Source organism: Beduinella massiliensis (assembly GCF_900199405.1).
GTDB classification, from domain to species: domain Bacteria; phylum Bacillota; class Clostridia; order Christensenellales; family Aristaeellaceae; genus Beduinella; species Beduinella massiliensis.
This window is the reverse complement of record NZ_LT963430.1, coordinates 3,484,564-3,504,991: the sequence shown is the minus strand read 5'-3', so window position 1 is coordinate 3,504,991 and position 20,428 is coordinate 3,484,564. Positions and strand designations below refer to the sequence as shown.

At 58.8% G+C, this 20,428-nt stretch carries 22 protein-coding genes; 16 read left to right on the top strand and 6 right to left on the bottom strand.

Features of this window, described 5'->3' with window-relative positions; all coding sequences use genetic code 11:
• Window positions 1–326: 326 nt before the first annotated feature.
• Together C1725_RS16845 and C1725_RS16840 are read right to left on the bottom strand one after the other, a co-directional pair.
• Window positions 327–689 carry a DUF1292 domain-containing protein gene (locus C1725_RS16845; RefSeq protein ID WP_102412845.1) on the bottom strand — a complete coding sequence of 121 codons (363 nt, stop codon included), beginning with the start codon at window positions 687–689 and terminating at the stop codon, window positions 327–329.
• Window positions 690–851: 162 nt separating this feature from the next.
• Window positions 852–1,055 carry a DUF896 domain-containing protein gene (locus tag C1725_RS16840; protein WP_346026779.1) on the bottom strand — a complete coding sequence of 68 codons (204 nt, stop codon included), beginning with the start codon at window positions 1,053–1,055 and terminating at the stop codon, window positions 852–854.
• A 98-nt stretch (window positions 1,056–1,153) separates the two neighbouring features.
• On the opposite strand from C1725_RS16840, the gene C1725_RS16835 reads away from it, so the two are divergent.
• Together C1725_RS16835 and C1725_RS16830 are read left to right on the top strand one after the other, a co-directional pair.
• Window positions 1,154–1,657: a GNAT family N-acetyltransferase gene (locus C1725_RS16835; RefSeq protein ID WP_346026778.1), complete on the top strand. Its 504-nt coding sequence runs from the start codon at window positions 1,154–1,156 to the stop codon at window positions 1,655–1,657.
• Between the two features lie 37 nt (window positions 1,658–1,694).
• Complete coding sequence (locus C1725_RS16830) at window positions 1,695–2,105, top strand: methylated-DNA--[protein]-cysteine S-methyltransferase (RefSeq protein ID WP_102412842.1); 411 nt, start codon at window positions 1,695–1,697, stop codon at window positions 2,103–2,105.
• A 64-nt stretch (window positions 2,106–2,169) separates the two neighbouring features.
• Here C1725_RS16830 and C1725_RS16825 read toward each other — a convergent pair whose 3' ends face one another.
• Window positions 2,170–2,949 (bottom strand): UTRA domain-containing protein, encoded by a 780-nt coding sequence (locus tag C1725_RS16825; RefSeq protein ID WP_102412841.1) that lies wholly within the window; start codon window positions 2,947–2,949, stop codon window positions 2,170–2,172.
• A gap of 260 nt (window positions 2,950–3,209) precedes the next feature.
• Here C1725_RS16825 and C1725_RS16820 point away from each other — a divergent pair, with 260 nt between their 5' ends.
• From C1725_RS16820 to C1725_RS16780, 9 genes are all read left to right on the top strand, one after another.
• Window positions 3,210–4,223, top strand: a complete 1,014-nt coding sequence (locus C1725_RS16820; protein ID WP_102412840.1) for an extracellular solute-binding protein — start codon at window positions 3,210–3,212, stop codon at window positions 4,221–4,223.
• Window positions 4,224–4,291: 68 nt separating this feature from the next.
• Entirely contained in the window at window positions 4,292–5,383 is a 1,092-nt protein-coding gene (locus tag C1725_RS16815) for an ATP-binding cassette domain-containing protein (RefSeq protein WP_102412839.1), read from the top strand.
• A gap of 43 nt (window positions 5,384–5,426) precedes the next feature.
• On the top strand, window positions 5,427–6,515 hold the full coding sequence (locus tag C1725_RS16810) for an enolase C-terminal domain-like protein (RefSeq protein WP_102412838.1): 1,089 nt from the start codon (window positions 5,427–5,429) through the stop codon (window positions 6,513–6,515).
• A gap of 15 nt (window positions 6,516–6,530) precedes the next feature.
• Window positions 6,531–8,228, top strand: a complete 1,698-nt coding sequence (locus tag C1725_RS16805; RefSeq protein WP_102412837.1) for an ABC transporter permease subunit — start codon at window positions 6,531–6,533, stop codon at window positions 8,226–8,228.
• 12 nt (window positions 8,229–8,240) lie between these two features.
• Complete coding sequence (locus C1725_RS16800; RefSeq protein WP_102412836.1) at window positions 8,241–8,687, top strand: C-glycoside deglycosidase beta subunit domain-containing protein; 447 nt, start codon at window positions 8,241–8,243, stop codon at window positions 8,685–8,687.
• The gene (locus C1725_RS16795) at window positions 8,684–9,673 is read left to right on the top strand and encodes a TIM barrel protein (RefSeq protein WP_102412835.1); all 990 of its coding nucleotides are present in this window, start codon (window positions 8,684–8,686) and stop codon (window positions 9,671–9,673) included. Before C1725_RS16800 ends, C1725_RS16795 begins: the two co-directional genes overlap by 4 nt.
• 3 nt (window positions 9,674–9,676) lie before the next feature.
• The gene (locus C1725_RS16790) at window positions 9,677–10,867 is read left to right on the top strand and encodes a Gfo/Idh/MocA family protein (RefSeq protein WP_346026777.1); all 1,191 of its coding nucleotides are present in this window, start codon (window positions 9,677–9,679) and stop codon (window positions 10,865–10,867) included.
• Between the two features lie 36 nt (window positions 10,868–10,903).
• Entirely contained in the window at window positions 10,904–11,803 is a 900-nt protein-coding gene (locus tag C1725_RS16785) for an EamA family transporter (RefSeq protein WP_102412834.1), read from the top strand.
• Window positions 11,800–12,687, top strand: coding sequence for an N-acetylneuraminate lyase (locus C1725_RS16780; RefSeq protein ID WP_102412833.1), 888 nt, complete (start codon window positions 11,800–11,802; stop codon window positions 12,685–12,687). Before C1725_RS16785 ends, C1725_RS16780 begins: the two co-directional genes overlap by 4 nt.
• Window positions 12,688–12,754: 67 nt before the next feature.
• On the opposite strand, the gene C1725_RS16775 is transcribed toward C1725_RS16780, so the two are convergent.
• Together C1725_RS16775 and C1725_RS16770 are read right to left on the bottom strand one after the other, a co-directional pair.
• Complete coding sequence (locus tag C1725_RS16775) at window positions 12,755–13,870, bottom strand: hypothetical protein (RefSeq protein WP_102412832.1); 1,116 nt, start codon at window positions 13,868–13,870, stop codon at window positions 12,755–12,757.
• Window positions 13,867–14,340, bottom strand: coding sequence for a sigma-70 family RNA polymerase sigma factor (locus tag C1725_RS16770; RefSeq protein WP_102412831.1), 474 nt, complete (start codon window positions 14,338–14,340; stop codon window positions 13,867–13,869). The genes C1725_RS16775 and C1725_RS16770 overlap by 4 nt, the downstream gene beginning before the upstream one ends.
• A 205-nt stretch (window positions 14,341–14,545) precedes the next feature.
• Here C1725_RS16770 and C1725_RS16765 point away from each other — a divergent pair, with 205 nt between their 5' ends.
• Window positions 14,546–15,637: a hypothetical protein gene (locus C1725_RS16765; protein WP_102412830.1), complete on the top strand. Its 1,092-nt coding sequence runs from the start codon at window positions 14,546–14,548 to the stop codon at window positions 15,635–15,637.
• 172 nt (window positions 15,638–15,809) lie between these two features.
• The gene (locus C1725_RS16760; protein ID WP_102412829.1) at window positions 15,810–16,244 is read left to right on the top strand and encodes a GNAT family N-acetyltransferase; all 435 of its coding nucleotides are present in this window, start codon (window positions 15,810–15,812) and stop codon (window positions 16,242–16,244) included.
• A gap of 184 nt (window positions 16,245–16,428) precedes the next feature.
• Here the strand turns inward: C1725_RS16760 and C1725_RS16755 are convergent, their stop codons facing one another.
• The gene (locus C1725_RS16755; RefSeq protein WP_102412828.1) at window positions 16,429–17,601 is read right to left on the bottom strand and encodes an amidohydrolase; all 1,173 of its coding nucleotides are present in this window, start codon (window positions 17,599–17,601) and stop codon (window positions 16,429–16,431) included.
• Between the two features lie 206 nt (window positions 17,602–17,807).
• Between C1725_RS16755 and C1725_RS16750 the strand changes: the two genes are divergently transcribed.
• The 3 genes from C1725_RS16750 to C1725_RS16740 all read left to right on the top strand — a co-directional run bounded on the left by C1725_RS16750 (window position 17,808) and on the right by C1725_RS16740 (window position 20,425).
• Window positions 17,808–18,848, top strand: a complete 1,041-nt coding sequence (locus tag C1725_RS16750) for an ATP-binding cassette domain-containing protein (RefSeq protein WP_102412827.1) — start codon at window positions 17,808–17,810, stop codon at window positions 18,846–18,848.
• Entirely contained in the window at window positions 18,841–19,518 is a 678-nt protein-coding gene (locus C1725_RS16745) for a methionine ABC transporter permease (protein ID WP_346026776.1), read from the top strand. The genes C1725_RS16750 and C1725_RS16745 overlap by 8 nt, the downstream gene beginning before the upstream one ends.
• Window positions 19,519–19,609: 91 nt before the next feature.
• Window positions 19,610–20,425, top strand: a complete 816-nt coding sequence (locus C1725_RS16740; protein WP_102412826.1) for a MetQ/NlpA family ABC transporter substrate-binding protein — start codon at window positions 19,610–19,612, stop codon at window positions 20,423–20,425.
• Window positions 20,426–20,428 lie beyond the last annotated feature (3 nt).

Sequence of the window (20,428 nt, the reverse complement as noted above, 5' to 3'; positions counted from 1 at the left end):
GGATTGCTATCCTTGGCTCCTTTTCAGTATGTAATTGTTGGATAGCCGGGGAGAGAAACCTCGCATTTTCGAGAGGGATACCTATAGACCAAACCCAGATCCAATGAGCAATGTTTACCGGTCGGTTGATTCTGCCTCATGCTTACGAAAAGTTTCCATCGATTTAAAGGGGATAAAAGTCGATCCGCAATGTACAAACCGTCATCTATCTCAAATTAAACCCTTGATTCGCGTTGCGAACCCTGCGGTAGATGTCACCCATCGCTTCAAGCGGGAACCATCGATCCTGAAAGATAAACACCCATCTATCTGAAAATGCGTTTGGATTAGGCTTCCGGATCCTCGTCCTCGACATCGTCGTCTTCCGTGAAACGCGTCTGAACGACTTCAATGAGTTGATCGAGCAGAGCTTCGTCCGGGGGAATGAACTCTTCCATTTCCTCTCCGTCCTCACTCGTTGTGCTGACAACCTTCATTATATAGACCGTGTGCTCATGCTCGCAATCGCATTCACACGCGTCGTCATCACATTCGCAATCGCATGCTTCCTCGTCGGCATCGCAGAGAACTGCATACTCTTCACCATTGTAGAAGAAGTAATCCATGACTTCCAGAAGCAGCTTATTGCCATCCTCATCGGAGAATTCGACGATGTCGCGCTCCTCTTGCTGGAGATCATCCTGGTTCATTGGAATCGCCTCCTTTTCTGGCGTCAGCGACAGGCCGGAGACTTTGCTTTAGCCCATCTCTTGTTCCGCCTTTATTATACCCGATCTCCCCATAAAATGCAAGGGGATAGAAAAATCCTTTGCAAAAATCGCACGATGTTGTACAATGGAAACCGTGCGATATTACTGTTTTTTCTTGAGCGGCGCGTAGGTGCCGTCCTGCTGCTCGACGCGCACGGCTTTCAGCGTTTCCTCCATGTTCTGGCGGAATTCCGACAGGTATTGCGCGCGCAGCACCTGCTGCTCCGAAAGCTCCTCCGGCGTCAGGCCAACGGTGCGCTTCTTACGCGCCAGCTCATTGATGCGCAGTATTTTTTCGTGTTCCAAGGGATGACCCTCCATTCGAGGCGGATTTTGAAATCGTATACAAGACATTTCGACGTGCGGCGGTGTTTTCCTGCCGCCCTTTGGAAAGGATGACGCGGATGATTCGCGGTAAATTGCTGCGTCCGGGCTCGGACATATCACAGGCGCTCCACGTTCGCGACGCGGTCTTCGTGCGCGAGCAGGGCTACAGCGCCGCGCTGGAGCACGACGAGATCGACCGCATCAGCTGGCACGCGCTGGTCTACGACCAGGCGGACGCATCGGGCGAGCCTGTGGGCGACGCCTGCGGCACGGGCCGCATCTGGTGGCAGGACGGCGAATTTCACCTGGGCCGCATCGCGGTGCTCAGGGAAAAGCGCGGCCAGGGGCTGGGCGACCTGCTCATGCGCATGCTGCTCTTTAAGGCCAAGGAGCACGGAGCGCGGAGCGTCGCGCTTTCGGCGCAGCTGCAGGCGGTGCCCTTTTACGCGCGCTATGGGTTCGTCCCGTTCGGGGAACAGATTCTGGACGAAGGCGTTCCGCACCAGCGCATGCGCGTGATGGGCGATCAAATCAACCTGGAGGGCACGTGCTGCAAGCGCGGGGCGCAGGATCAGCGATAGGCCGTCCGCAAGGGCCGGGGTGGGCGGACGCCGGGCAATGCAGCGGCCTTATTTTGACGTGGGGGAGGCGTGCAGCCGCGTGAATTTCTTTGAAAAGGTCTACGAGATCGTGCGCTCCATCCCGCCGGGCCGCGTCATGAGCTACGGCCAGGTGGCGCGTCTGGCGGGCAACCCCCGCATGGCGCGTCAGGTCGGCTGGGCGCTGCACGCGCTTTCGTCTGCGGACGGCGTCCCCTGGCAGCGCGTGGTGCAAAAGGACGGGCGCATCGCCGGGCGGTATGAGGAAGGCGGCGTGGGCCTTCAGCGCGCGCTGCTGGAGGCGGAAGGCGTGCGGTTCGACGCCCAAGGACGCATCTTGCAGGAGTACAGGATCGAACTGGGGGAGTGCGATCGATGCCCGGGCGCGCTTGCAGCGCGTGCACGCCCCGGCACGAAGAAAAGTACATAAGGGATAGAGCTGACGACCAGGCGGACGCCGCGGAATTTCCGGGCGTCTGCTTTTTTTGCGCGCGTCAGCACTTCATGTAGTTCGTGAACTTGATGACCTCGCTGCGGTAGCGGGAGATGGAATATTCGATGGGCCGGTTCTGCTCGTCGAAGGCGAGGTTGTAAACCATGCAGATTGCGCGTCCCTTGGGGATTTCCAGCATGCCGGCGTCAGCCTGATTCGCGTTTGCGGCGCTGACCTCGCGGCGAACGACCGCTACAGGAGAATGATAGACTTCCTTCATCGTGGCGTACAGCGAGACCTTGGAAAAGTCGTATTGTAGCAGCCCGGGAAAGCGGGAGGCCTGTGTATAGGATTCCGAAAAAAGCATGGGGGCGTCGTTGGCCATGCACAGGCGTACGAGGGAGTACAGCGGTTCGTCGGGCGGAAGCTGCAAAATTTCGTTGATGGACGGCTCCGGCGCTATCTGCCTGAAGGACAGCACGCGCGTAAAGGGCGTGTAGCCGTACTTGCTGATGATCTCGTGGAAGCTTTCGTGTTTGGCAATGTAGTTGATTTCGATCTTCTTTTGCGACACAAAGGTCCCCTTTCCCTTTTGGCGGGTCAAGTATCCCTCTGCGACCAGTTCCTGCATGCACTGGCGGATCGTCGGGCGGCTGATTTCCAGCGCTTCGCTCAGTTCGGCCTCCGTCGGCAGCGCATCGCCGTGCCGGAGCCGCCCGGCGTCGATCATCTCCGTAATCAGGAGCTTGAGCTGGTAGTATAGCGGCGTGGGAATTTCGCGGTCTATCCTCCCCTTCCACTGCTTCAGAATCTCCGGGTCAAAAGAGAGCCTGTTTCTCATATGTAACCTTCCTTTCAGGGCTTGTTAGAAGCAGAACAACCTATAATGATATGACATTATTATATTATACGATAAATGGAAAAAGTTCAATGGAAAGACAAAGATTCGTCAAAAATAAGGGAGAAAAGGGCGAAAAAATAGGTTGAATTATCGGCGGGCGCCTGATATAATGTAATTACAATAATACGTTATGACAAATGTCGTGACGGAAACAGCGGACAGCCGGCAAGGCTGATCCAGCAACGTTAGGAGGAATCATCGTGAAACGGAAACTGTCTGCGCTCATCTGTCTGGCACTCCTGGGCAGCCTGCTCGCCTGCGTCTCGGCAGGCGCAGAGGCGATGGAGCTCACCGTCTACTACGGGGCGACGCTCGACCAAATGACCCCCGTCCTGAACGCGTTCCAGGCCAAGTACCCAGACGTCAAGCTCAAGAGCTACCGTGCGGCGAACGAAGAGCTGGCCGCTACAATGGAAATGGAAACCCGATCCGGCAACCCGCAGTTTGACGTGGTCGTGCAGGGAAACGGCCCCGTGATAACGCTGCAGGGAAAATACGGCTGCTTTGAACCTTTCGCCTGTGCGTCCGCAGAGGCGATCGCCGAGGGCCTGCGGGATCCGGACGGCATCATGACGCCCGTCGGCACCGGATTCTACGTCATCATCTATAACACAAACCTGGTAGGCGCGGAGGAAGCGCCTGCGTCCTTCAAGGATCTGATGGATCCCAAGTGGGAAAATGCGATTACCCTGGCCGATCCGACCAGCTCCTCCTCCGTCTATACCCTCATCTGGATGATGACGCAGTATCTGGATCAGGAGACTTACGGCTGGAACTTCTTTGAAAAGATGCAGGAGTTGAACGCGAACTACGTGGCCAGCCACGGAACCATCGGGGAGCTGGTCTCCATGGGCGAGCGCAAGGTGGGCATCCAGGTAATGGCGACTGCGGGCACGTCGCTGAAGAAGGGCGATCCCATCGCGATCGTCTATCCGGAGGAAGGCATGCCCAGCGAGATCAACGTGGCGGCCATTCGCAAGGATACCCCCAACCAGGAAGCGGCGGGTTTGTTTGTGGACTTCCTGCTTTCCGAAGAGGGGCAAAAGATGGTGGCGGAAAATCTGGGCTGGATCCCTGTGCGAACCGATCTGAAGGACTATGCGCTCGCAGACGGTACCCCGCTTTCTGAAATCAAGCTGATTTCCCGCGACGTGTCCTGGGTGACCGAGAAGAAATCCGAAGTGCTGGATAAGTTTGCGGAAATCCGCGATTGATGAAGCCGCTGTGCGCTTGCGCCGGTACGCCGTGCCGGCGCAAGCGCCGGCAGAGAGGATATGGAACGATGAGCGATCAAAAGCTGGAGATCAAAAACCTGGTGAAGCGTTACGGCTCGGTGACGGCGGTTGACCATATCGACCTGAGCATCGGGCAGGGGAAGCTGTTTTCCTTCCTTGGCCCCAGCGGCTGCGGCAAGACGACCACGCTGCGCATGATCGCGGGACTGGAGACGCCGACGGAGGGAGAAATCGTCGTGGACGGCGAGGTGCTGTCCGATTCAAAGCGCGTGGTGCTGCCGGAAAAGCGCAACATGGGCATGGTGTTTCAGAGCTATGCGGTTTGGCCGCACATGACCGTGTCTGACAACGTGGCCTATGGACTGAAAATCAAGAAGCAGCCGAGGAGCGACATCGAAAAGAAGGTTCGGGAAACGCTGAGCCTGGTCGGGCTCGCTGATTATCAGGATCGATACCCGACCCAGCTGTCCGGCGGCCAGCAGCAGCGCGTCGCGCTGGCGAGGGCGCTGGCGAACGAGCCGGCCATCCTTTTGCTGGACGAGCCCCTGTGCAACCTGGACGCCAAGCTGCGCGAAAACATGCGCTTTGAAATTCGGACGCTTCAGCAACGGCTCGGCATTACGGCGGTGTACGTGACCCACTCTCAGGATGAGGCGCTGGCAGTCTCCGACGAGATCGTCATCATGCGAGAGGGGCGCATTCTGCAGCAGGGCGCGCCGGAGGAGATCTACGCGCACCCGCGCAGCAGCTTTGTCGCCGGGTTTATCGGGCTGATCAACAAGCTGGACGCCGAGGTCGTCTCCGTGGAGGAGAGCTGCTGCCGCGTGCGCCTGCCGAACGGTCAGCTACTGGCCGCCGCATGGAGCGACCGCAATTTAAAGCCGGGCGAACGCTGTAATTTGCTGATCCGGCCCGAAAACATCGTCTTCGACGCCTGGAATCGGGATTTACAGTACAACCGCCTCGAGGCGCGCATTGAAAACGTCAGCTTTACCGGCAGCATCGTCAACTACTTTGTTCGGGTGGATGGCATCAAGGAAAGCTGCCGCATCCAATCCACGCCGCCGCTGCGCTATGCGGCTGGGGAAAAGGCCGTCTGCTACTTTACACCGGACGCGTGCATTTTGACAAAGGACTGACGGGCCGTCCGAAACAAATTTGGTTGGGAAGGAACAAGGCTGTATGAAGATTACGGACATTCGCACGAAGCTGCTGCATACGCCCGTCGAAACCGCGCTGATCAACCAGACGAAGTCGCGCGCTTACATGGAAATCGTATTGGTGGAGATTGAGACGGACGAGGGACTCACCGGCTATGGATATACCTATACCGACGGATTCGGAGGACATGCGATCAAGACGCTGATCGATACGGATATCCGCGCCCTGCTCATGGGCAGGGACCCGACCGAGGTAAAGGCGCTGTCCGCCTTCCTGCTTTGGGAGCTGCGGCAGGCGGGCTTTGCGGGCATTACCGTGCTGGGCGCTGCGGGCATCGACTTGGCGCTGTGGGACATTTACAGCAAGGCCGTCGGCCAACCGATCTGCGGCATCCTGGGCAAGTATCGGGACAGGGTGCCGATGTACGCCAGCGTAGCCGGGTGGATCGGCCTGCCGGTGGAGGAAATGGTGGAGCGTGCCCGGGAGCTTGTGGCGGAGAAGAAGATGCTGGGCGTCAAGATTCAGGTCGGCCGCGCGGGGCTGGAGACGGATGCCCTGCGCCTTGAAAAGCTGCGTCTGGCGCTGGGGAGCGATGCGAAGCTGTTCATCGACGCGAACACCATTCTGGACGTCCCGGCGGCGATCCGTCTGGGAAAACGCCTGCAGGAGTACGATGTCTTCTGGCTGGAGGAGCCGATTTCGCTTCGTGACCCTCAGGGACACCGCGCCATCGCTGAGCAGATCGGCATTCCGCTCGCGACGGGCGAAAACTTTTTCGGCATACACGACTGTGACGAGTACATTCGCGACCGGCTGGTTTCCTACATCCAGGCCGACGTGATCCGCGTGGGCGGCATCACCGAATGGATGCGCGTGGCCGCTTATTGCGACGCGCAGGGCATTCGGATTTCGCCCCACTTCGTCATGGAGGTGACGGCCCAGGTGCAGTGCTGCGTGCCCAACGCGCTGTTTGTGGAGTACATACCGTGGTTTCAAAGGTTTTTCGAGGAACCGGTGCGCACGGAGGATGGCTTCGCGCTTGCCCGAACGGAGCCGGGGCTGGGCCTGAAGTTTACGCAGTCCGCCATTGACCGGTACGAAGTGAAATGAAGGCGGTGATACGAGATGGCTGACACAAACCCCAAACCCAGGCGGTCTTTTCAGGCGAGCTCCATTTTGTTTGCCGCCGTATGCCTGACGATCGCGCTGCTGGTGCTGGTGCCGATCGGCTACATGGTCTTTGAAGGCGTTACGGACGAGTCAGGCGCGTTTACCCTTCAGAATTTCATCAAGTACTTCCGGCGCGGGAGCATCCGGGAGGCGTTGCTCAACACGCTGATGGTCGCCGTTGGAATCGGCGGCCTGGGGACGCTGCTGGGCGTGACGCTGGCCTTTGGCGTCAGCCGCACGAACATGCGATTTAAGACCCTCGTCAAGAGCACCATCATCATCGCCATCATGACCCCGCCCTTCTTAATCACCCTGGCCTATATCATCCTGGCGGGGCCGAACGTGGGCTTCGTCAACCGCGCGCTGCGCTTTTTGCTGCGGCTTGACACCACGTACGGGCCGGTCAACATCTATTCGGTCTGGTCTTTGGTGATCCTGGGGCTGCCGCAGGGCATCGCCACCATCTTCATGATGGTATTTCCGGCCATGGAAAATATGGATCCTTACCTGGAGGAAGCCGCGCGCATGTCCGGCGCTGGCGCCCGGCGGGCCTCGCTGGACGTCACCATCCCGCTGGTCAGACCGGCGATCCTCTCCGGATTAATTCTCTCCTTCGGCCAGTCGCTCGCGTTGTACGGCGTGCCGCGCATGCTGAACATCAACGTGCTTACGACGAAGATTCGCGAGTCGATTACGGTCATGGACTTCAAGATGGGCGCGGTGCTTTCCGTAACCGTTACCGCGCTGTCGCTTCTGGCGGTGTTTTTCTACCGGCGCACGGTGCGCTCGAGCAAGAAGTATTCGACCATTTCCGCAAAGGGATTTCGCCCCAGCGTGATGAAGCTGGGACGCGCGCGCCATCTGTTTTCGGCGCTGGGGCTCGTCTACGCGCTGTTTGGGTTCGTCATCCCGTATTGCACGCTGCTGATGGCGTCGTTCATGCGCTCGGTGGGCAATGGGTTTGAAAGAAGCAACTGGACGCTTCAAAATTATATTACGCTGCTCGACAGCGATGTCGCGATTACAGCCTTCAAAAACAGCCTTTTCCTGGGCGCGATGACGGCGACCTGCGTGGTGCTGCTGGGCCTGATTGCAGGGTATATCATCGTCCGCGCAAGGGTGCGCGGCAGGGGGGTGCTGGAGTACCTGTGCAACATGCCCTCGGGCATCTCCGGCACGGCGCTGGCCATGGGCCTGATCTTCATGTACCTGAGCAAGCCTCTGAATCAACTGCACCTGTACGGCACGATTTGGCTGCTTCTGGTGGCATACGTCACGCGCATGCTGCCCTCAGGCGTGCGCTACTGCCAATCGGCGCTCATTCAGATCAACACGGAATTGGAGGAGGCGAGCCGGATTTCCGGCGCTTCCTGGGGCAGAACCATGCGGAAGGTTACCATACCGCTGGCCAGGACGGGCATGCTGTACGCCTGGATTCTGACGTTTGTCATGGCGTTTCCGGAGCTGAGCAGCTCCGTCATGCTCCGCAACGCGGGTACGGACGTCGTCGCCACGGCGATCCTCGACCTGTGGGATGGCGCGGGCGGCTTGCCGCAGGCAGCGGCCTTCGGTACGGTGGTCTTCATGTTGGTGACGGGGTTGGTCATCCTGGCACAGAAGGTCACCGGACGCTCCATGATCGACCGGGCATAGGAGGTGGACAAGATGGGACTGATTAACAATCAAAAGGCCTACGATGCGTTTCTGGTCTGGCCTGAGGGCGCGCAAAGCGTCGAGGTGTGCGGACGCAGGATCGGCTTTCGCTTTCAGATCCGCATGCCGAATTTCAGGGGCAATTACCTGTCCTGCATCGAGGAGCTGCGCTTTACCCTGGACGGGGAGCCGATCGATCCGGAGCAGATGGAGCTGCTGCTGAACGACAAGCGGTTCCGGATGGAGGAACTGCCGCAGATGTATAAGGAATACTGGAACGTGAACGACTGCGCCGTCATAGAGGTGCTGCACGAGGGCGGCCTCGAGGGAACGCACCGCGTCGGCGCGGTGATGAGGCTGCGCTACGGGTATTCCGCGTACTTCGGCGTGTGCAAGGTCGTCACATCCACGGGCGAGCGCACGCTCGACTTTACAGGCGAAGGGAGCGGCGCGGCATGACACAGGCGATCAGATTGGGCGTATCGCTGTTTTCCTATTCCAGCGAATACTACTTGAAGCGGCTCTCCCTCGATGACGCCCTGCGCAAGGCAAAGGAAGCCGGGGGAGAGGCGATTGAAATCGTGGCTTCCCAGATGATGCCGGGATTTCCCTACCCCACCAAGCGGTGGCTTCACGACCTGCGCGCCCGATGCGAAGCGCTGGAATTGGAGCCCTTCTGCTACAGCGCGCATCTGGACAGCGGCCTGCGCAGCGACCGGTTTCTCACCGATGAGGAAAAGGTCATGAGCACGGTAAACGACATCCGCAACGCTTACGAGATGGGCGCGTCCGTCGTGCGCACGCAGCACGCGATTTCCCCGGAGCTGCTCTGCCGCGTGGCGCCGTGGGCGGAAAAGTATCAGGTCAAGGTCGGCGTCGAGATTCATCCGCCGCACAGATTTGATACGGAGATCTGGCAGAGGTTCCTCAAGGCGTTCCGCGATCTGGATACGCCGTATATCGGCGTGGTGGTGGACACGGGCATCTATCAGGAGTATCCCTACGACGGCTGGCTCGACGCCTATGCGCAGCACGGCGTGCGAAGGGAGACCATCGACGCGTTGCTGGAGCTCCTGGCAGAGGATGCCGGGCTTCAAACGGCGCGTGATTATCTGCGCGCGCACGACGACAGCGCATACGCCGGGGAACTCGCGGAGGAACTGTTCGCCCTTTACCGGCCGTACCGGCCAGATGAACTCGCGGAGGTCATGAAATACGTGACCCATTTTCACACCAAGTTTTATCACATGCAGGACGGCGAGGAGAAGACGATTCCCTATGCCAGGCTGCTGGATGTCATCGAGCGCAGCGGCTTTGCCGGCTATCTCATCAGCGAGTACGAAGGGCACTATTGCTACGACGCTGACCAATACCCCGCAGCCGAACAGGTTCGGGAACACATTCGCATGGAAAAGCGCCTGCTCGCAGGGAACAGGGAGGAATGAAAAATGGCCATGAAACGGATAACCAGCCGAAACCAGGCGGGAGACGACATTTTAAACCTCTTCAAGAAGGACAACGAAGAAGGCGCGGGCGTAGACGTGCGACGCCGCGTGCGGGTGGGCATCATCGGCACGGGCTGGATCGCGGCGGCGCACATCGCCAGCTATCTTAAAATGCCGGACGTGGACGTCGTGGCAGGCGCGGACATCGTCGAGGGGAAGGCCGGCGCGTTCTTTGAACGGCATGGTGTTTCGGGGGTTCACACCTATACCAATCACAGGGAAATGCTCGAAAAAGAGCAGCTCGATTGCGTCAGCGTGTGCACGTATAACCGGACCCATGCGCAGTGCGCCATCGACGCGCTGAACGCGGGCGTGCACGTGCTGCTCGAGAAGCCGATGTGCGTCACGCTGGAGGAGGCGGTTGAGATTCTGCGCGCGGAGAAGCGCAGCGGAAAGGTGCTGTCCATCGGCTTTCAGCCCCGCTTTGATCCTAACATGCGCAAGATCAAGGAGATCGTGCAGTCGGGCGAACTGGGCGAGGTGTACTACATCCAGACCGGCGGGGGGCGGCGGCGCGGCATTCCGGTCCCCTTTGGCACCAGCTTTATCGAAGAGCGCACGGCCGGCATCGGCGCCGTCGGCGACATCGGCTGTTACTCGCTGGACATGGTGCTCAATGCCGTCGGCTATCCCAGGCCGCTGACCGTGACCGGCTTTCGGGGCGCCTTTTTCGGCAATAAGCCGGAGTACTATCGCACGCACCCTGAATACGCGCAAAAGTTTGGCGTGGACGACTTTGCGGCCGCCTTCGTCCGCCTGGAGGGCGGCATCGTGCTGGACTTCCGCATCGCATGGGCCATGAACATGGACACGCCGGGCGACACGCTGATCTTCGGCACCAAGGCAGGCCTGCGCATCCCCTCCACCGAGTGCTGGAACGGGACCGTGGGCGGCCCGATGAAGGCCTATATGCAATTTGGCGGGATGGAGACCTGCATGGAAATTCCGGTCATCGAGAACGAGGGCATCGACCTGTTCGATCGGAAGATCCGTTCCTTCCTAGACGCCTGCAAGGAAGGCGGCGAAGCGCCGGTGCCCGCGAGCCAAATCCTGTACAACCAGGCCATCATCGACGGCATTGTCCGCTCAAGCGATCTGGGCCAGGAAGTAAAGATCGTCATCCCCGACATATAACGCAGAGGCGCGCAGAAGCGGGCGCAGCGAGGGAACATGAACAAAAAGAATTTCTTATACGTGCTCTTTACCGCGGTCGCCTTCGCGGCCATGGAGCCTGCCAGCAAGCTGCTGGCAGGTCAAGTCGATCCTCTGGCGCTGACATTCCTCCGCTTCCTCATTGGCAGCCTCCTGCTGCTGCCGATGGCGGTTCGCACGATCAGAAAGCAGCGCCTTGCGCTGAGCTGCCGCGACCTGCTGGGGCTGGCGGCGCGGGGCATTCTGTGCGTCTGTATCAGCATGGGCTTTTTGCAGGCGGCTGTTTTCAGCGCAAATTCGGCGGCGATGATAGCGGTGATCTTCTCCGCCAATTCGGTGATGACCGCGGCGTTCGCGGCGTGGCTGCTGCAAGAGAGGCTGACCCGGCGGCGGGCGGCGGCGCTTGCGCTGTGCATGGTGGGCGTCGCCGTTGGCGGGGGAGGCGCAGCGGCGGAGAACGTCTGGTCTGTGCTGTTGGCGTTCCTCGCAGCGGCGGCGATGAGCCTTTTTACGGTGCTCGGCAAGCGGGCGCTGGGCAGGATTCCAACCTCTGTACAGATCGGGCTCTCCTTTTCCATCGGGACGGCTCTGCTGGGCCTGGTACTCGCCGCCGCGGGAATCCCGCTCAGCGTGCAAACGCTTGACGTGCGGAGCGTTGGCGTTCTGCTCTTCCTGGGCGTCGTGGTGACCGGGCTGGGCTATTTGTCCTACTTTAAGGCGATGGAAAAGGCAGGCGCTTTCATGGCGTCTCTCGTCTTTTTCATCAAACCGGTCCTCGCGCCACTTATGTCGCTGCTGATTCTGGGAGAGGCCAGGGGCGGGGCGGCCCTTTACGCGGCGCTTGCGCTGGTCATGGCCGGCAGCACGCTGCTCTGGGAGGGAAAGGAGAGAACCGGCCGTAGGCCGGAAAAGGCATGATGACAGAATTTAAAGGGATCTATCCGGCGCTGATGACGCCTTTTGACGCGGGGGGAAACGTGGATCGAGCGGCGCTTCGCAGGCTGGTGCGCATGAACATGGAAAAGGGTGTGAATGGCTTTTACGTGTGCGGCAGCACGGCAGAGGTGTTTTTGCTCACGGGCGCGCAGCGCATGGAAATCCTGGAGACCGTCATGGCCGAGGTGAACCATGCGCTGCCGGTCATCGCCCACGTAGGCTGTATCTCGCAGGCGCAGGCCGAGGAGCTGGCGCGCCATGCCGCACGGTTGGGCGTGGACGCCGTCAGCTCCGTGCCTCCGTTCTATTATCCTTTTACTGCGGAGGAAATCCGCCGTTACTATCTGACGCTGGCGGACGCGGCGAAAAGGCCGGTTCTGATTTACAATATCCCCGGCTATTCGGGCGTCAGGCTGACGGTGGAAGACCTGCGTCCACTGCTGGAGGACGGCCGGTTTCTGGGCGTCAAGCACACCAGCAGCGATTTTTTCATGCTGGAACGCATGCGGCGGATTCGTTCCGACCTGGTGGTCATGAATGGGCTGGACGAGATGTTTCTGGCAGGGCTCAGCATGGGAGCGGACGGCGGCATCGGGAGCACTTATAACTTCATGGCCGAGAAATTCGTTGCCATGTATCGCCTCTTCCAAGCGGGGCGTATGCGGGAGGCGCTGAAAATTCAGGGCCAGGTAAACGCAGTGGTTGAAACCCTCCTGTCGCTGGGGCTGATGGCTGCGGAAAAGGAGGCGCTTTGCCTGATGGGCATCTGTTCGAGCGCCTGCATGCGGCCCTTTGGAGGATTGAGCGACGATCAAAGGTCGATTCTCAAAAAAGCGCTGAGCGACAACGAATGCCTGTGTGATTGACAAGACAGGAAACGTCGCCGGACTGCAAACAGCAGCCCGGCGACGTCCGTTTAATCGAAGGGAATGTTCAGTTCATTTCAAACACATGCGTCTCGTAGCGGTTTTTTTCCCAGCAGTTGTAGCCGCGCAGGGTGACCTGCCGGGGCAGCGTCTCCATGGCCTCCAGCGAGCCTCTTTCCATGAGGACCTTGCCGTTGGAGCCCTCCACCTCCGCGACCTCGCCGCTCGCGGTCGCGCCGTCGGGCAGGCGCTCGCCTTTTTCATCGAGGAACTCGAACCACAGGCCGTCGTCGGTTTTCTCGTAGGCCGCCTCGTCCACGACGGTGTATTCGATCTCGTAATACACGGCCATGGGCGTGCCTTCCAGCGTCACGCGGTCTACGCGCACGCCGCAGTCCGCGTAGGTCGCGGGCTCGGCGTTCTGCGCGCGGTCGTTGGCGGCGGAGGCCGTAAGCTCGAAGGCCAGCGGGACGCGCTCCAGGCTCTCCTGCGACAGGGATTCGTTCTCGTCGTAGAGGCCGCTGATGCAGACCAGCTCCACGTCCAGCTTCGATTTTCCGCTCTGGCGCGCGCCGCTCAGCATGTAGACGAGCGTACCGTCCTCTTCGGTGATGAAGTCGATGCTGCTTACAATGCTCTCTTCTCCCTGCGCGAGCGCGTTGTCGCCCACATTGGTGTGCACGAGCTTCGTCTTTCCGTGCTTTGCGGCCCAGTCGCGGATGGTGAGCCCTTCGCCGCGCTCCTCGCCCAGCAGGTCGGAGGCCATGTCGGCCGGCATGCTGTCCGTGCCCAGCAGCAGGACCGAATCGTCCGCGGGCTTCACCGCGAGCACGATGTACGTGTGCTGCCCGTCGAAGACGGCCTCGCGGACGCTGAAGACCGCATCGCCGGCCTGCACGGAATTTTCGGCAAATTCTCTTTGAACGATGTCCTGCGCCTGCGGGAGCACCTTGATGTTGTAGCGGTTGGCGACAAAGTCGAATACGCCCCACTGGTTCGCCGCGGCGAGCGCCGCGGTTGCGAGCATTATGCAGGCGATAGCAATCGCGAGCCCTGTGCTGAATTTTTTCATATGCCTTTCCTCTTCTTCCCTTTTAATCGTTTCAAGCGTCCGGTTTACGGCGTTCACGAAGCCGGGATCGGCGTTTCCGAAAACGCTTTGCAGCTCTTTGCGTTTCTTCACGGCTCAAACACCTCTTCCCTGAGCAGCTCTCGCAGCTGCTTTCGTCCCCGGGTCATGCGCGTCTTGACGGTTCCTGTGGGCAGGCGGAGCATGTCCGCCACTTCGTCCACCTTAAAGCCTTCAATATAGTACAGCAGGAGCGGAATGCGCAGTTTGTCCGGCAGACGCAGCAGCGCGTCGTGCAGCGCGATGTCGCCGCTGTCTTTGGGCGCCGGCGGGGGCACGTCCTCGGACGGCACCTCGCGCCGGTTTTTCTTGTAAATGTTGCGGCATTCGTTCAGGAGAATGCGGATCACCCAGGTTTGCATGTAGCGTTCGTCCCGCAGGCGCCCCCGGTGCTGCCATGCCTTGCGCAGGCATTCCTGCACGGCGTCTTCACGGTCGCATGCCCTTTGGAGCTGCGAATAGCTGACCCGGTAGAGCAGCTGCGTCATCTCCGTAATGCGCTGTGCGAATTCGTCGCTCGTCATGGCGCGCCTCCTTTTTTCTCTGGCCTTCGGCTTCCTTTGTTGTTTTGACCGGTCAACCGTTAGACATGCGGGCCCTGCATTTGGATTTTGGAAGAAGGAAAAAGTTTAAGCTGGGAAGAAGATTGTGGGATTTTTTTCATTGTGATATAATTTTTTTGTGGGTTGAAAGGATGAGATCGATGATTTTGAAAGAGAGGGAAAGGCGATGAATCGAAGGGTCCTCTTAAAGTGCGCATTTTTTCTGATTCCGCTGCTGTTATGTTGTCCCTCATCAGGTTTTGCCGAGGAAGCGAAAATAAGTGTGCCCGAGCATCTGTTTTACCCGCCTGAAAGCAAATGCATTATTTATAGCGCCATAACTCAAACGTTCAATTCTGAGAAAATCGCCTCTTTCTTAGAAAAGAACGGCATCATCCTTGAAGAGCCGGAGGACGAAAAGCGCGATGGAGAAATCACCACATTTAAAAATGACGAAGGATGGATGATTGTTTCTCCGGGATATATTGAGTATATGTCTGGTGCGGGGGAAAGATATTCGGAACTGTTAGGCTATTTGCTGACGGAGATCAAGGCTCAAAATATGCGTAAAGGCGTTTATGCGTGGCCTCTGGAAAAATCGCCGCTGGAGGACGCAGGCTATAGCGAGTCTCTCGACTTTTTGGATATAGAAGCGGCAGACCAGCTTTGCAGATGCACCTTGAAAGGTCTCGGGATAGAATATGATTGCGTTCTTCTCGAATCTTATTCCTTTGCGCAGGATTTCCTCGATGTGAATTATCAGAATTTGCTTGCCGACAATGAATTCTTGGAATTTGGGGATTCGGATTTTCTGGATTTGGGCGGCGCCTATAGGCTCTCTTACGCCTTTATATGGGATGGAAATATAATTTATTCGAACGCGGAATCTCCGCTGCTAAATGGTAGAATCAGAGGAGATGAACTGGCGCAGCCTTTCTACGCGGAATTTCTTGTCAACCAGGCAGGCGTCGTTTATTTGAAGGTCGAGAATTCTATTGTGATAAGCGGACCTTTGTCCACGCAGCCCGTGATAAGCGTCGATCAGATGTTGCGTCGCCTTGAAAATTACCTGGATCATGAATATGACGTTAAGGATGCGCAAATCAAGCAGATTTATTTTGAATATCTGCCGCTTAACGACGAAAATGGAGGAATGGAGAAAGCGCTGACGCCGGCTTGGGCTGCTTATACGGTGCAGAACGAATATATCGAAGGCGAATTGATAAGGCATTCTATATGCCACCGGATCAATGCGATAACAGGCGAGGCGATACGATAAAAAATATTTATTTTTAGCTATCCAAAATCATAAAATGGTGAAAACCATTGAAAATGCTGACTTCTTTGCCAGCTTGGGCACTTGACAGCACATTGATTTTTGACGCTTTGGTGCCCGAATTTCCTGTGATTGAAGTTATGATTTTTTAAGTTTGTATATGGTGAGGTAAGAAATGGAATATACGATCAAAGAAGAACGATTGACAGCATCGGAATACATAGATTTTTTGAGAGAAACGGATTTAGGGTCGCAATATCCCAAGGAAAGATTTGAACTGCGGATCAATACATTAGTAAGTAAAGTATCCATCAGTTTGGTTGCAAGAGACAGAACGAATCGAATTGTGGGCGTGTGTTTTGGCATAACGGACTTCGCGTACTGGCTTTTTGTTACAGATTTAGGCGTTGCCCGGACACATGTAGGTCAAGGCATCGGGAAAGCCCTTGTGAAGAAGCTGCATGAATTGGCTGGTGGAGAGGACAATATCATCATGTATACTTGTGCAAACGAAAATGCTGTCGGTTTTTATAAAAAACTGGGTATGACAACACCCCATGACGTGATGGTCTATGATAAAATGCCATGGACCGATTTTACGGTTGAGTAATTCAAATTCTAATCGTTAAGGATTTGGGATTATCCCAACAAGCAAGAATACGTCGCATTTTTGATGATATGAAACACTTTTTATCTGTTCAATCAGTAAAAGAGCTCGCCAGATCGCCGGGCCTTTTCCGAAATCAGCAAAGCGATGCCTGTTCCCTGAAAAGAAAGGCATCGCTTTGTCTTTGTCAGAGGAAGCTGGAAGCCGCGCGCTCCGCGCAGGCGGCGAGCCAGGCGGCGCAAAGGGGGAGCACGTCCTCATCCACCTTGAACAGCCCGTGATGGTGCGCGTGGCAGCAGCCCTTTTCGGGGGCGTTCATGCCCACCTGTACGTAGCAGCAGGGGGCGATCTTGCGGTACTCCGCGAAGTCGTCGCCCAGCATGGAGGGCGCCTGCGGCTGAATTTTTTCCGCGGGCACGAGGCGCGCAGCTTCTTCGTTCGCGAGGCGGCAGAGGCGCTCGTCGTTTGCGACGACGCCGGTCACCTCGTTGATCTCGATTTCGGCCGTGCACCCGTGCGCGGCGGCGACATTTTCAATCACGCGCCGGAAGGTCTGGAGCAGCGTCTCGTGCACGCCGTCGTCGAACGCGCGCAGCGTGCCCTCGAGCACAGCCTCCCCTGCGATGATGTTGCAGCGCGTGCCCGCATGGAAGGAGCCGACGGTCACCACCACGCTCTGCATGGGCGAGATGAAGCGCGAGGCGATGTGCTGCAGCGACTGCACCACCGCAGCGCCCGCCGCCACCGCATCCACGCACAGCTCCGGCGTCGCGCCATGGCCGCCCCGTCCGCGAAGCGTCACCTTGAACATGTCCGGGCACGCGCATACGCCGCCCGGCGTCGCGTGCAGGGTGCCGGTCTCGTAAAGGCTCCACACGTGTAGGCCGAAAAAGGCGTCCACGTCGTCCACGAGCCCGGTCTGGACGACCTCGTGCGCGCCGTGCTCGCCCTCTTCCGCGGGCTGAAAGATGACCTTGTAGACGCCGCTGAGCGCGTCGCGGTGCGCATGCAGAAGCCTTGCGACGTACACGCCGACGGCGGTGTGCGCGTCGTGGCCGCAGCCGTGCATGAGCCCCGGGCGCTGCGACTTGTAGGGCAGGTCGCAGAGCTCCTCCATCTGCAGGGCGTCCGTGTCAAAGCGCAGCCCCACGGTTTTGCCGGGGCGCGCGCCGCGAACGACGGCGATGGTGATGTTGTCCTGCGGGCAGCAAAGCTCGATGCCGTCCTTTGAAAGCTCCTCGCGCACGCGCTGATTGGTGCGCACCTCCTCGTGCGAGGGCTCGGGATAACGGTGCAGGTCCTCAAAGAGCGCCCGCATGTCCGCAAAATGCGCCTGCGCCTGCGTAAGCCAATCTATCATAGAAAATCAAACCCCGCTTTCTTACGTGAAAGGTTATCCGGTTTCCGGTATGTAATCTTCGGCGCGCCGCGGCGAATTCCTGTAAATTTCACGATCGTTTTGCACGCTCATTGAAATTTCATTCACTTTATAGTATAATAACCCGAAACGATGCGATCTAAAGGAAGCCCTGCCGCGCAGGCGGGCTGAAGTGGGGGATAGACGGTATGATCGAGTTACGCCAGGTCTGCAAGACGTTTGAGACCGGCGCGCGGGAGGAAAACGTGCACGCAGTCCGGGATGTGTCGCTGACCATCGGGGACGGCGAAATCTTCGGCATCATCGGCTTTTCCGGCGCGGGCAAGTCCACGCTGGTGCGCTGCATCAACCTGCTGGAGCGGCCCACGTCCGGCCAGGTCATCCTGGACGGGCAGGATCTGACGAAGTATTCGGAAAGGGAGCTGCGCGCGGCGAGAAGGAAGATCGGCATGATCTTTCAGCACTTCAACCTCATGAAGTCGCGCACGGTCTATCAGAACGTCGCCTATCCCCTGCGCGGGGCGAAGCTCACGAAGGCGGAAAAGCACGAAAAGGTCATGAAGCTGCTATCCATCGTGGGCCTTTCGGACAAGGAGCACGCCTACCCCTCGCAGCTTTCGGGCGGGCAGAAGCAGCGCGTCGCCATCGCCCGCGCGCTCGCCAACGACCCCAAGGTGCTGCTGTGCGACGAGGCGACCAGCGCCCTGGACCCGCAGACGACGCAGGACATCCTGCGGCTGCTGCGCGATCTCAACAAGAGCCTTGGGCTCACCATCGTGCTCATCACGCACGAGATGGCCGTCGTCAAGGAGGTCTGCACGCGCGTGGCGGTCATGGAGGACGGCCGCGTGGTCGAGGAGGGCGGCATCTACGACGTGTTCGCCAACCCGAAGATGCCCATCACCCGGCGCTTCATCCGCACGACGACCAACATCGCGGGCATGGAGGAAATGGTGCGCGCGGAGCCGGAGCTGTTGGGGCTTCTGCCCGGGGACATCGTCGTGCGCTACGACTGCTCCGGCGACAGCACCGGGCAGGCCGTCGTCTCGCGCCTTTCGCGCACGTATGGGGTGGACATCAGCATCATCTTCGGCAACGTGGAAATGCTGCTGGGCACGCCGTTTGGCACGATGATCGTCGTATTCCGCGGCGAGCCGGAGGCTGTTTCCAGCGCGCTGGACGCATTCGGCAAGGCCGCGAGCCGCGTGGAGGTGCTCTCTCGTGTATGAGTTTTTGCAGGGGATCATCCCCAACGTCGTAAAGACGTTTCCGGAGCTCACAAAGGCGTTCTTTCAAACGCTTCAAATGGTCGGCGTCAGCGCGCTTTGGAGCGCGGTGTTCGGCGTCTTCTTCGGCGTGGTGCTGGTGGTGACGGCGCCGGGCGGCATCATGGAAAACCGCTTCGTCCATTCCGTGCTGGACAAGGTCATCAATGTCTTCCGCTCCATTCCGTTCGTCATCCTCATCGCCCTGCTGCTGCCGCTGACGCGCATCGTGATGGGCACCTCCATCGGCACGAAGGGCGCGATGTTCCCGCTGGTCATCGGCACCATTCCGTTCTTCTCGCGCCAGATTCACAGCGCGCTGTGCGAGGTGGACAAGGGCGTCATCGAGGCGGCGCAGGCCATGGGCTCCGGCCCCTGGGAGATCGTCTTTCGCGTGTACCTGCGCGAGGGGCTGGGCGGCATGATCCGCGGCGCGACCATCACGATCATCAACCTGATCGCCCTGTCCGCGATGGCGGGCGTCGTGGGCGGCGGCGGACTGGGCGACTACGCCATCCGCTACGGCTTTCAGCGCTTTCAGACGGACGTGACGATCGTGACGGTCATCGTGCTGCTGATCCTGGTGACGCTGATTCAGTCCGTGGGCAACCTGCTGACGAAGCGGCTGCAATAAAAACGCTCGCGCCGCCGTCTTCTTATTACACGCAGGTGCTGCGCCAAGGCGCATTCCTGATATAGCCCCAATCGAGAAGGAGGAATTCCCCATGAAACGGATTTTTGCGGCGCTGCTCGCGCTCGTCCTGTGCCTTGCGTCCGTGTCCTGCCTGGCAGGAGACGTCACCAAGGTCAAGGTCGGCGTCGTGGGCGAGAACAACGAACAGTGGGAGCAGGTCATCATCCCCACGCTGAAGGAAGAGGGTATCGAAATCGAGCTGGTGAAGTTCTCGGACTACATCATCCCCAACGAGGCACTCGCGAACGGCGACGTGGACCTGAACGCGTTTCAGCACTACAACTTCATGGACAACTGGTCCAAGGAGCACGGCGTGGAGCTGGTTTCCGTCTGCGACACGCTGATCGCCCCGCTGTGCATCTACTCTAAGAAGTACGCTTCGATGGAGGAGATCAAGGAAGGCGACGGCGTGGCCATCATGAACGACGTCGTCAACGAGGCGCGCGCGCTGCGCATGATGGAGGCGGCCGGGCTTATCAAGCTCAAGGCCGACATGACGGAGCTGGCGACCGTCGCGGACATCGAGGAGAACCCGATGAACCTTCAGTTCATGGAGATGGAAGCGGCGCTGACCGCCTCCGCCATGAGCGATCCCTCCATCGCCATCGCGTTCCTCAACGGCACGCATGCCAAGGACGCGGGGCTCACGAACGACGAGGCGCTCTACATGGAGCAGTACGACCCGAACAATCCCGACATGCACGGCATCATCAACGTGATCGCCGCGCGCGCCGACCGCAAGGACGAGCCGGCCTTCAAGCGCATCGCGGAGGTCTACCACTCCGACGCCGTGCGCGAGCTGTTCGACACGGTGTACAAGGGCGTCTACATCCCGGCCTGGGAATAAAAA

Coding starts and splice junctions, on each gene's coding strand:
- C1725_RS16845 (WP_102412845.1), bottom strand. CDS start 689: ATGAACCAGGATGATCTCCAGCAAGAGGAGCGCGACATCGTCGAATTC.
- C1725_RS16835 (WP_346026778.1), top strand. CDS start 1,154: ATGATTCGCGGTAAATTGCTGCGTCCGGGCTCGGACATATCACAGGCG.
- C1725_RS16830 (WP_102412842.1), top strand. CDS start 1,695: ATGCAGCGGCCTTATTTTGACGTGGGGGAGGCGTGCAGCCGCGTGAAT.
- C1725_RS16825 (WP_102412841.1), bottom strand. CDS start 2,949: ATGAGAAACAGGCTCTCTTTTGACCCGGAGATTCTGAAGCAGTGGAAG.
- C1725_RS16815 (WP_102412839.1), top strand. CDS start 4,292: ATGAGCGATCAAAAGCTGGAGATCAAAAACCTGGTGAAGCGTTACGGC.
- C1725_RS16810 (WP_102412838.1), top strand. CDS start 5,427: ATGAAGATTACGGACATTCGCACGAAGCTGCTGCATACGCCCGTCGAA.
- C1725_RS16805 (WP_102412837.1), top strand. CDS start 6,531: ATGGCTGACACAAACCCCAAACCCAGGCGGTCTTTTCAGGCGAGCTCC.
- C1725_RS16800 (WP_102412836.1), top strand. CDS start 8,241: ATGGGACTGATTAACAATCAAAAGGCCTACGATGCGTTTCTGGTCTGG.
- C1725_RS16795 (WP_102412835.1), top strand. CDS start 8,684: ATGACACAGGCGATCAGATTGGGCGTATCGCTGTTTTCCTATTCCAGC.
- C1725_RS16790 (WP_346026777.1), top strand. CDS start 9,677: ATGGCCATGAAACGGATAACCAGCCGAAACCAGGCGGGAGACGACATT.
- C1725_RS16785 (WP_102412834.1), top strand. CDS start 10,904: ATGAACAAAAAGAATTTCTTATACGTGCTCTTTACCGCGGTCGCCTTC.
- C1725_RS16780 (WP_102412833.1), top strand. CDS start 11,800: ATGATGACAGAATTTAAAGGGATCTATCCGGCGCTGATGACGCCTTTT.
- C1725_RS16770 (WP_102412831.1), bottom strand. CDS start 14,340: ATGACGAGCGACGAATTCGCACAGCGCATTACGGAGATGACGCAGCTG.
- C1725_RS16765 (WP_102412830.1), top strand. CDS start 14,546: ATGAATCGAAGGGTCCTCTTAAAGTGCGCATTTTTTCTGATTCCGCTG.
- C1725_RS16760 (WP_102412829.1), top strand. CDS start 15,810: ATGGAATATACGATCAAAGAAGAACGATTGACAGCATCGGAATACATA.
- C1725_RS16755 (WP_102412828.1), bottom strand. CDS start 17,601: ATGATAGATTGGCTTACGCAGGCGCAGGCGCATTTTGCGGACATGCGG.
- C1725_RS16750 (WP_102412827.1), top strand. CDS start 17,808: ATGATCGAGTTACGCCAGGTCTGCAAGACGTTTGAGACCGGCGCGCGG.
- C1725_RS16740 (WP_102412826.1), top strand. CDS start 19,610: ATGAAACGGATTTTTGCGGCGCTGCTCGCGCTCGTCCTGTGCCTTGCG.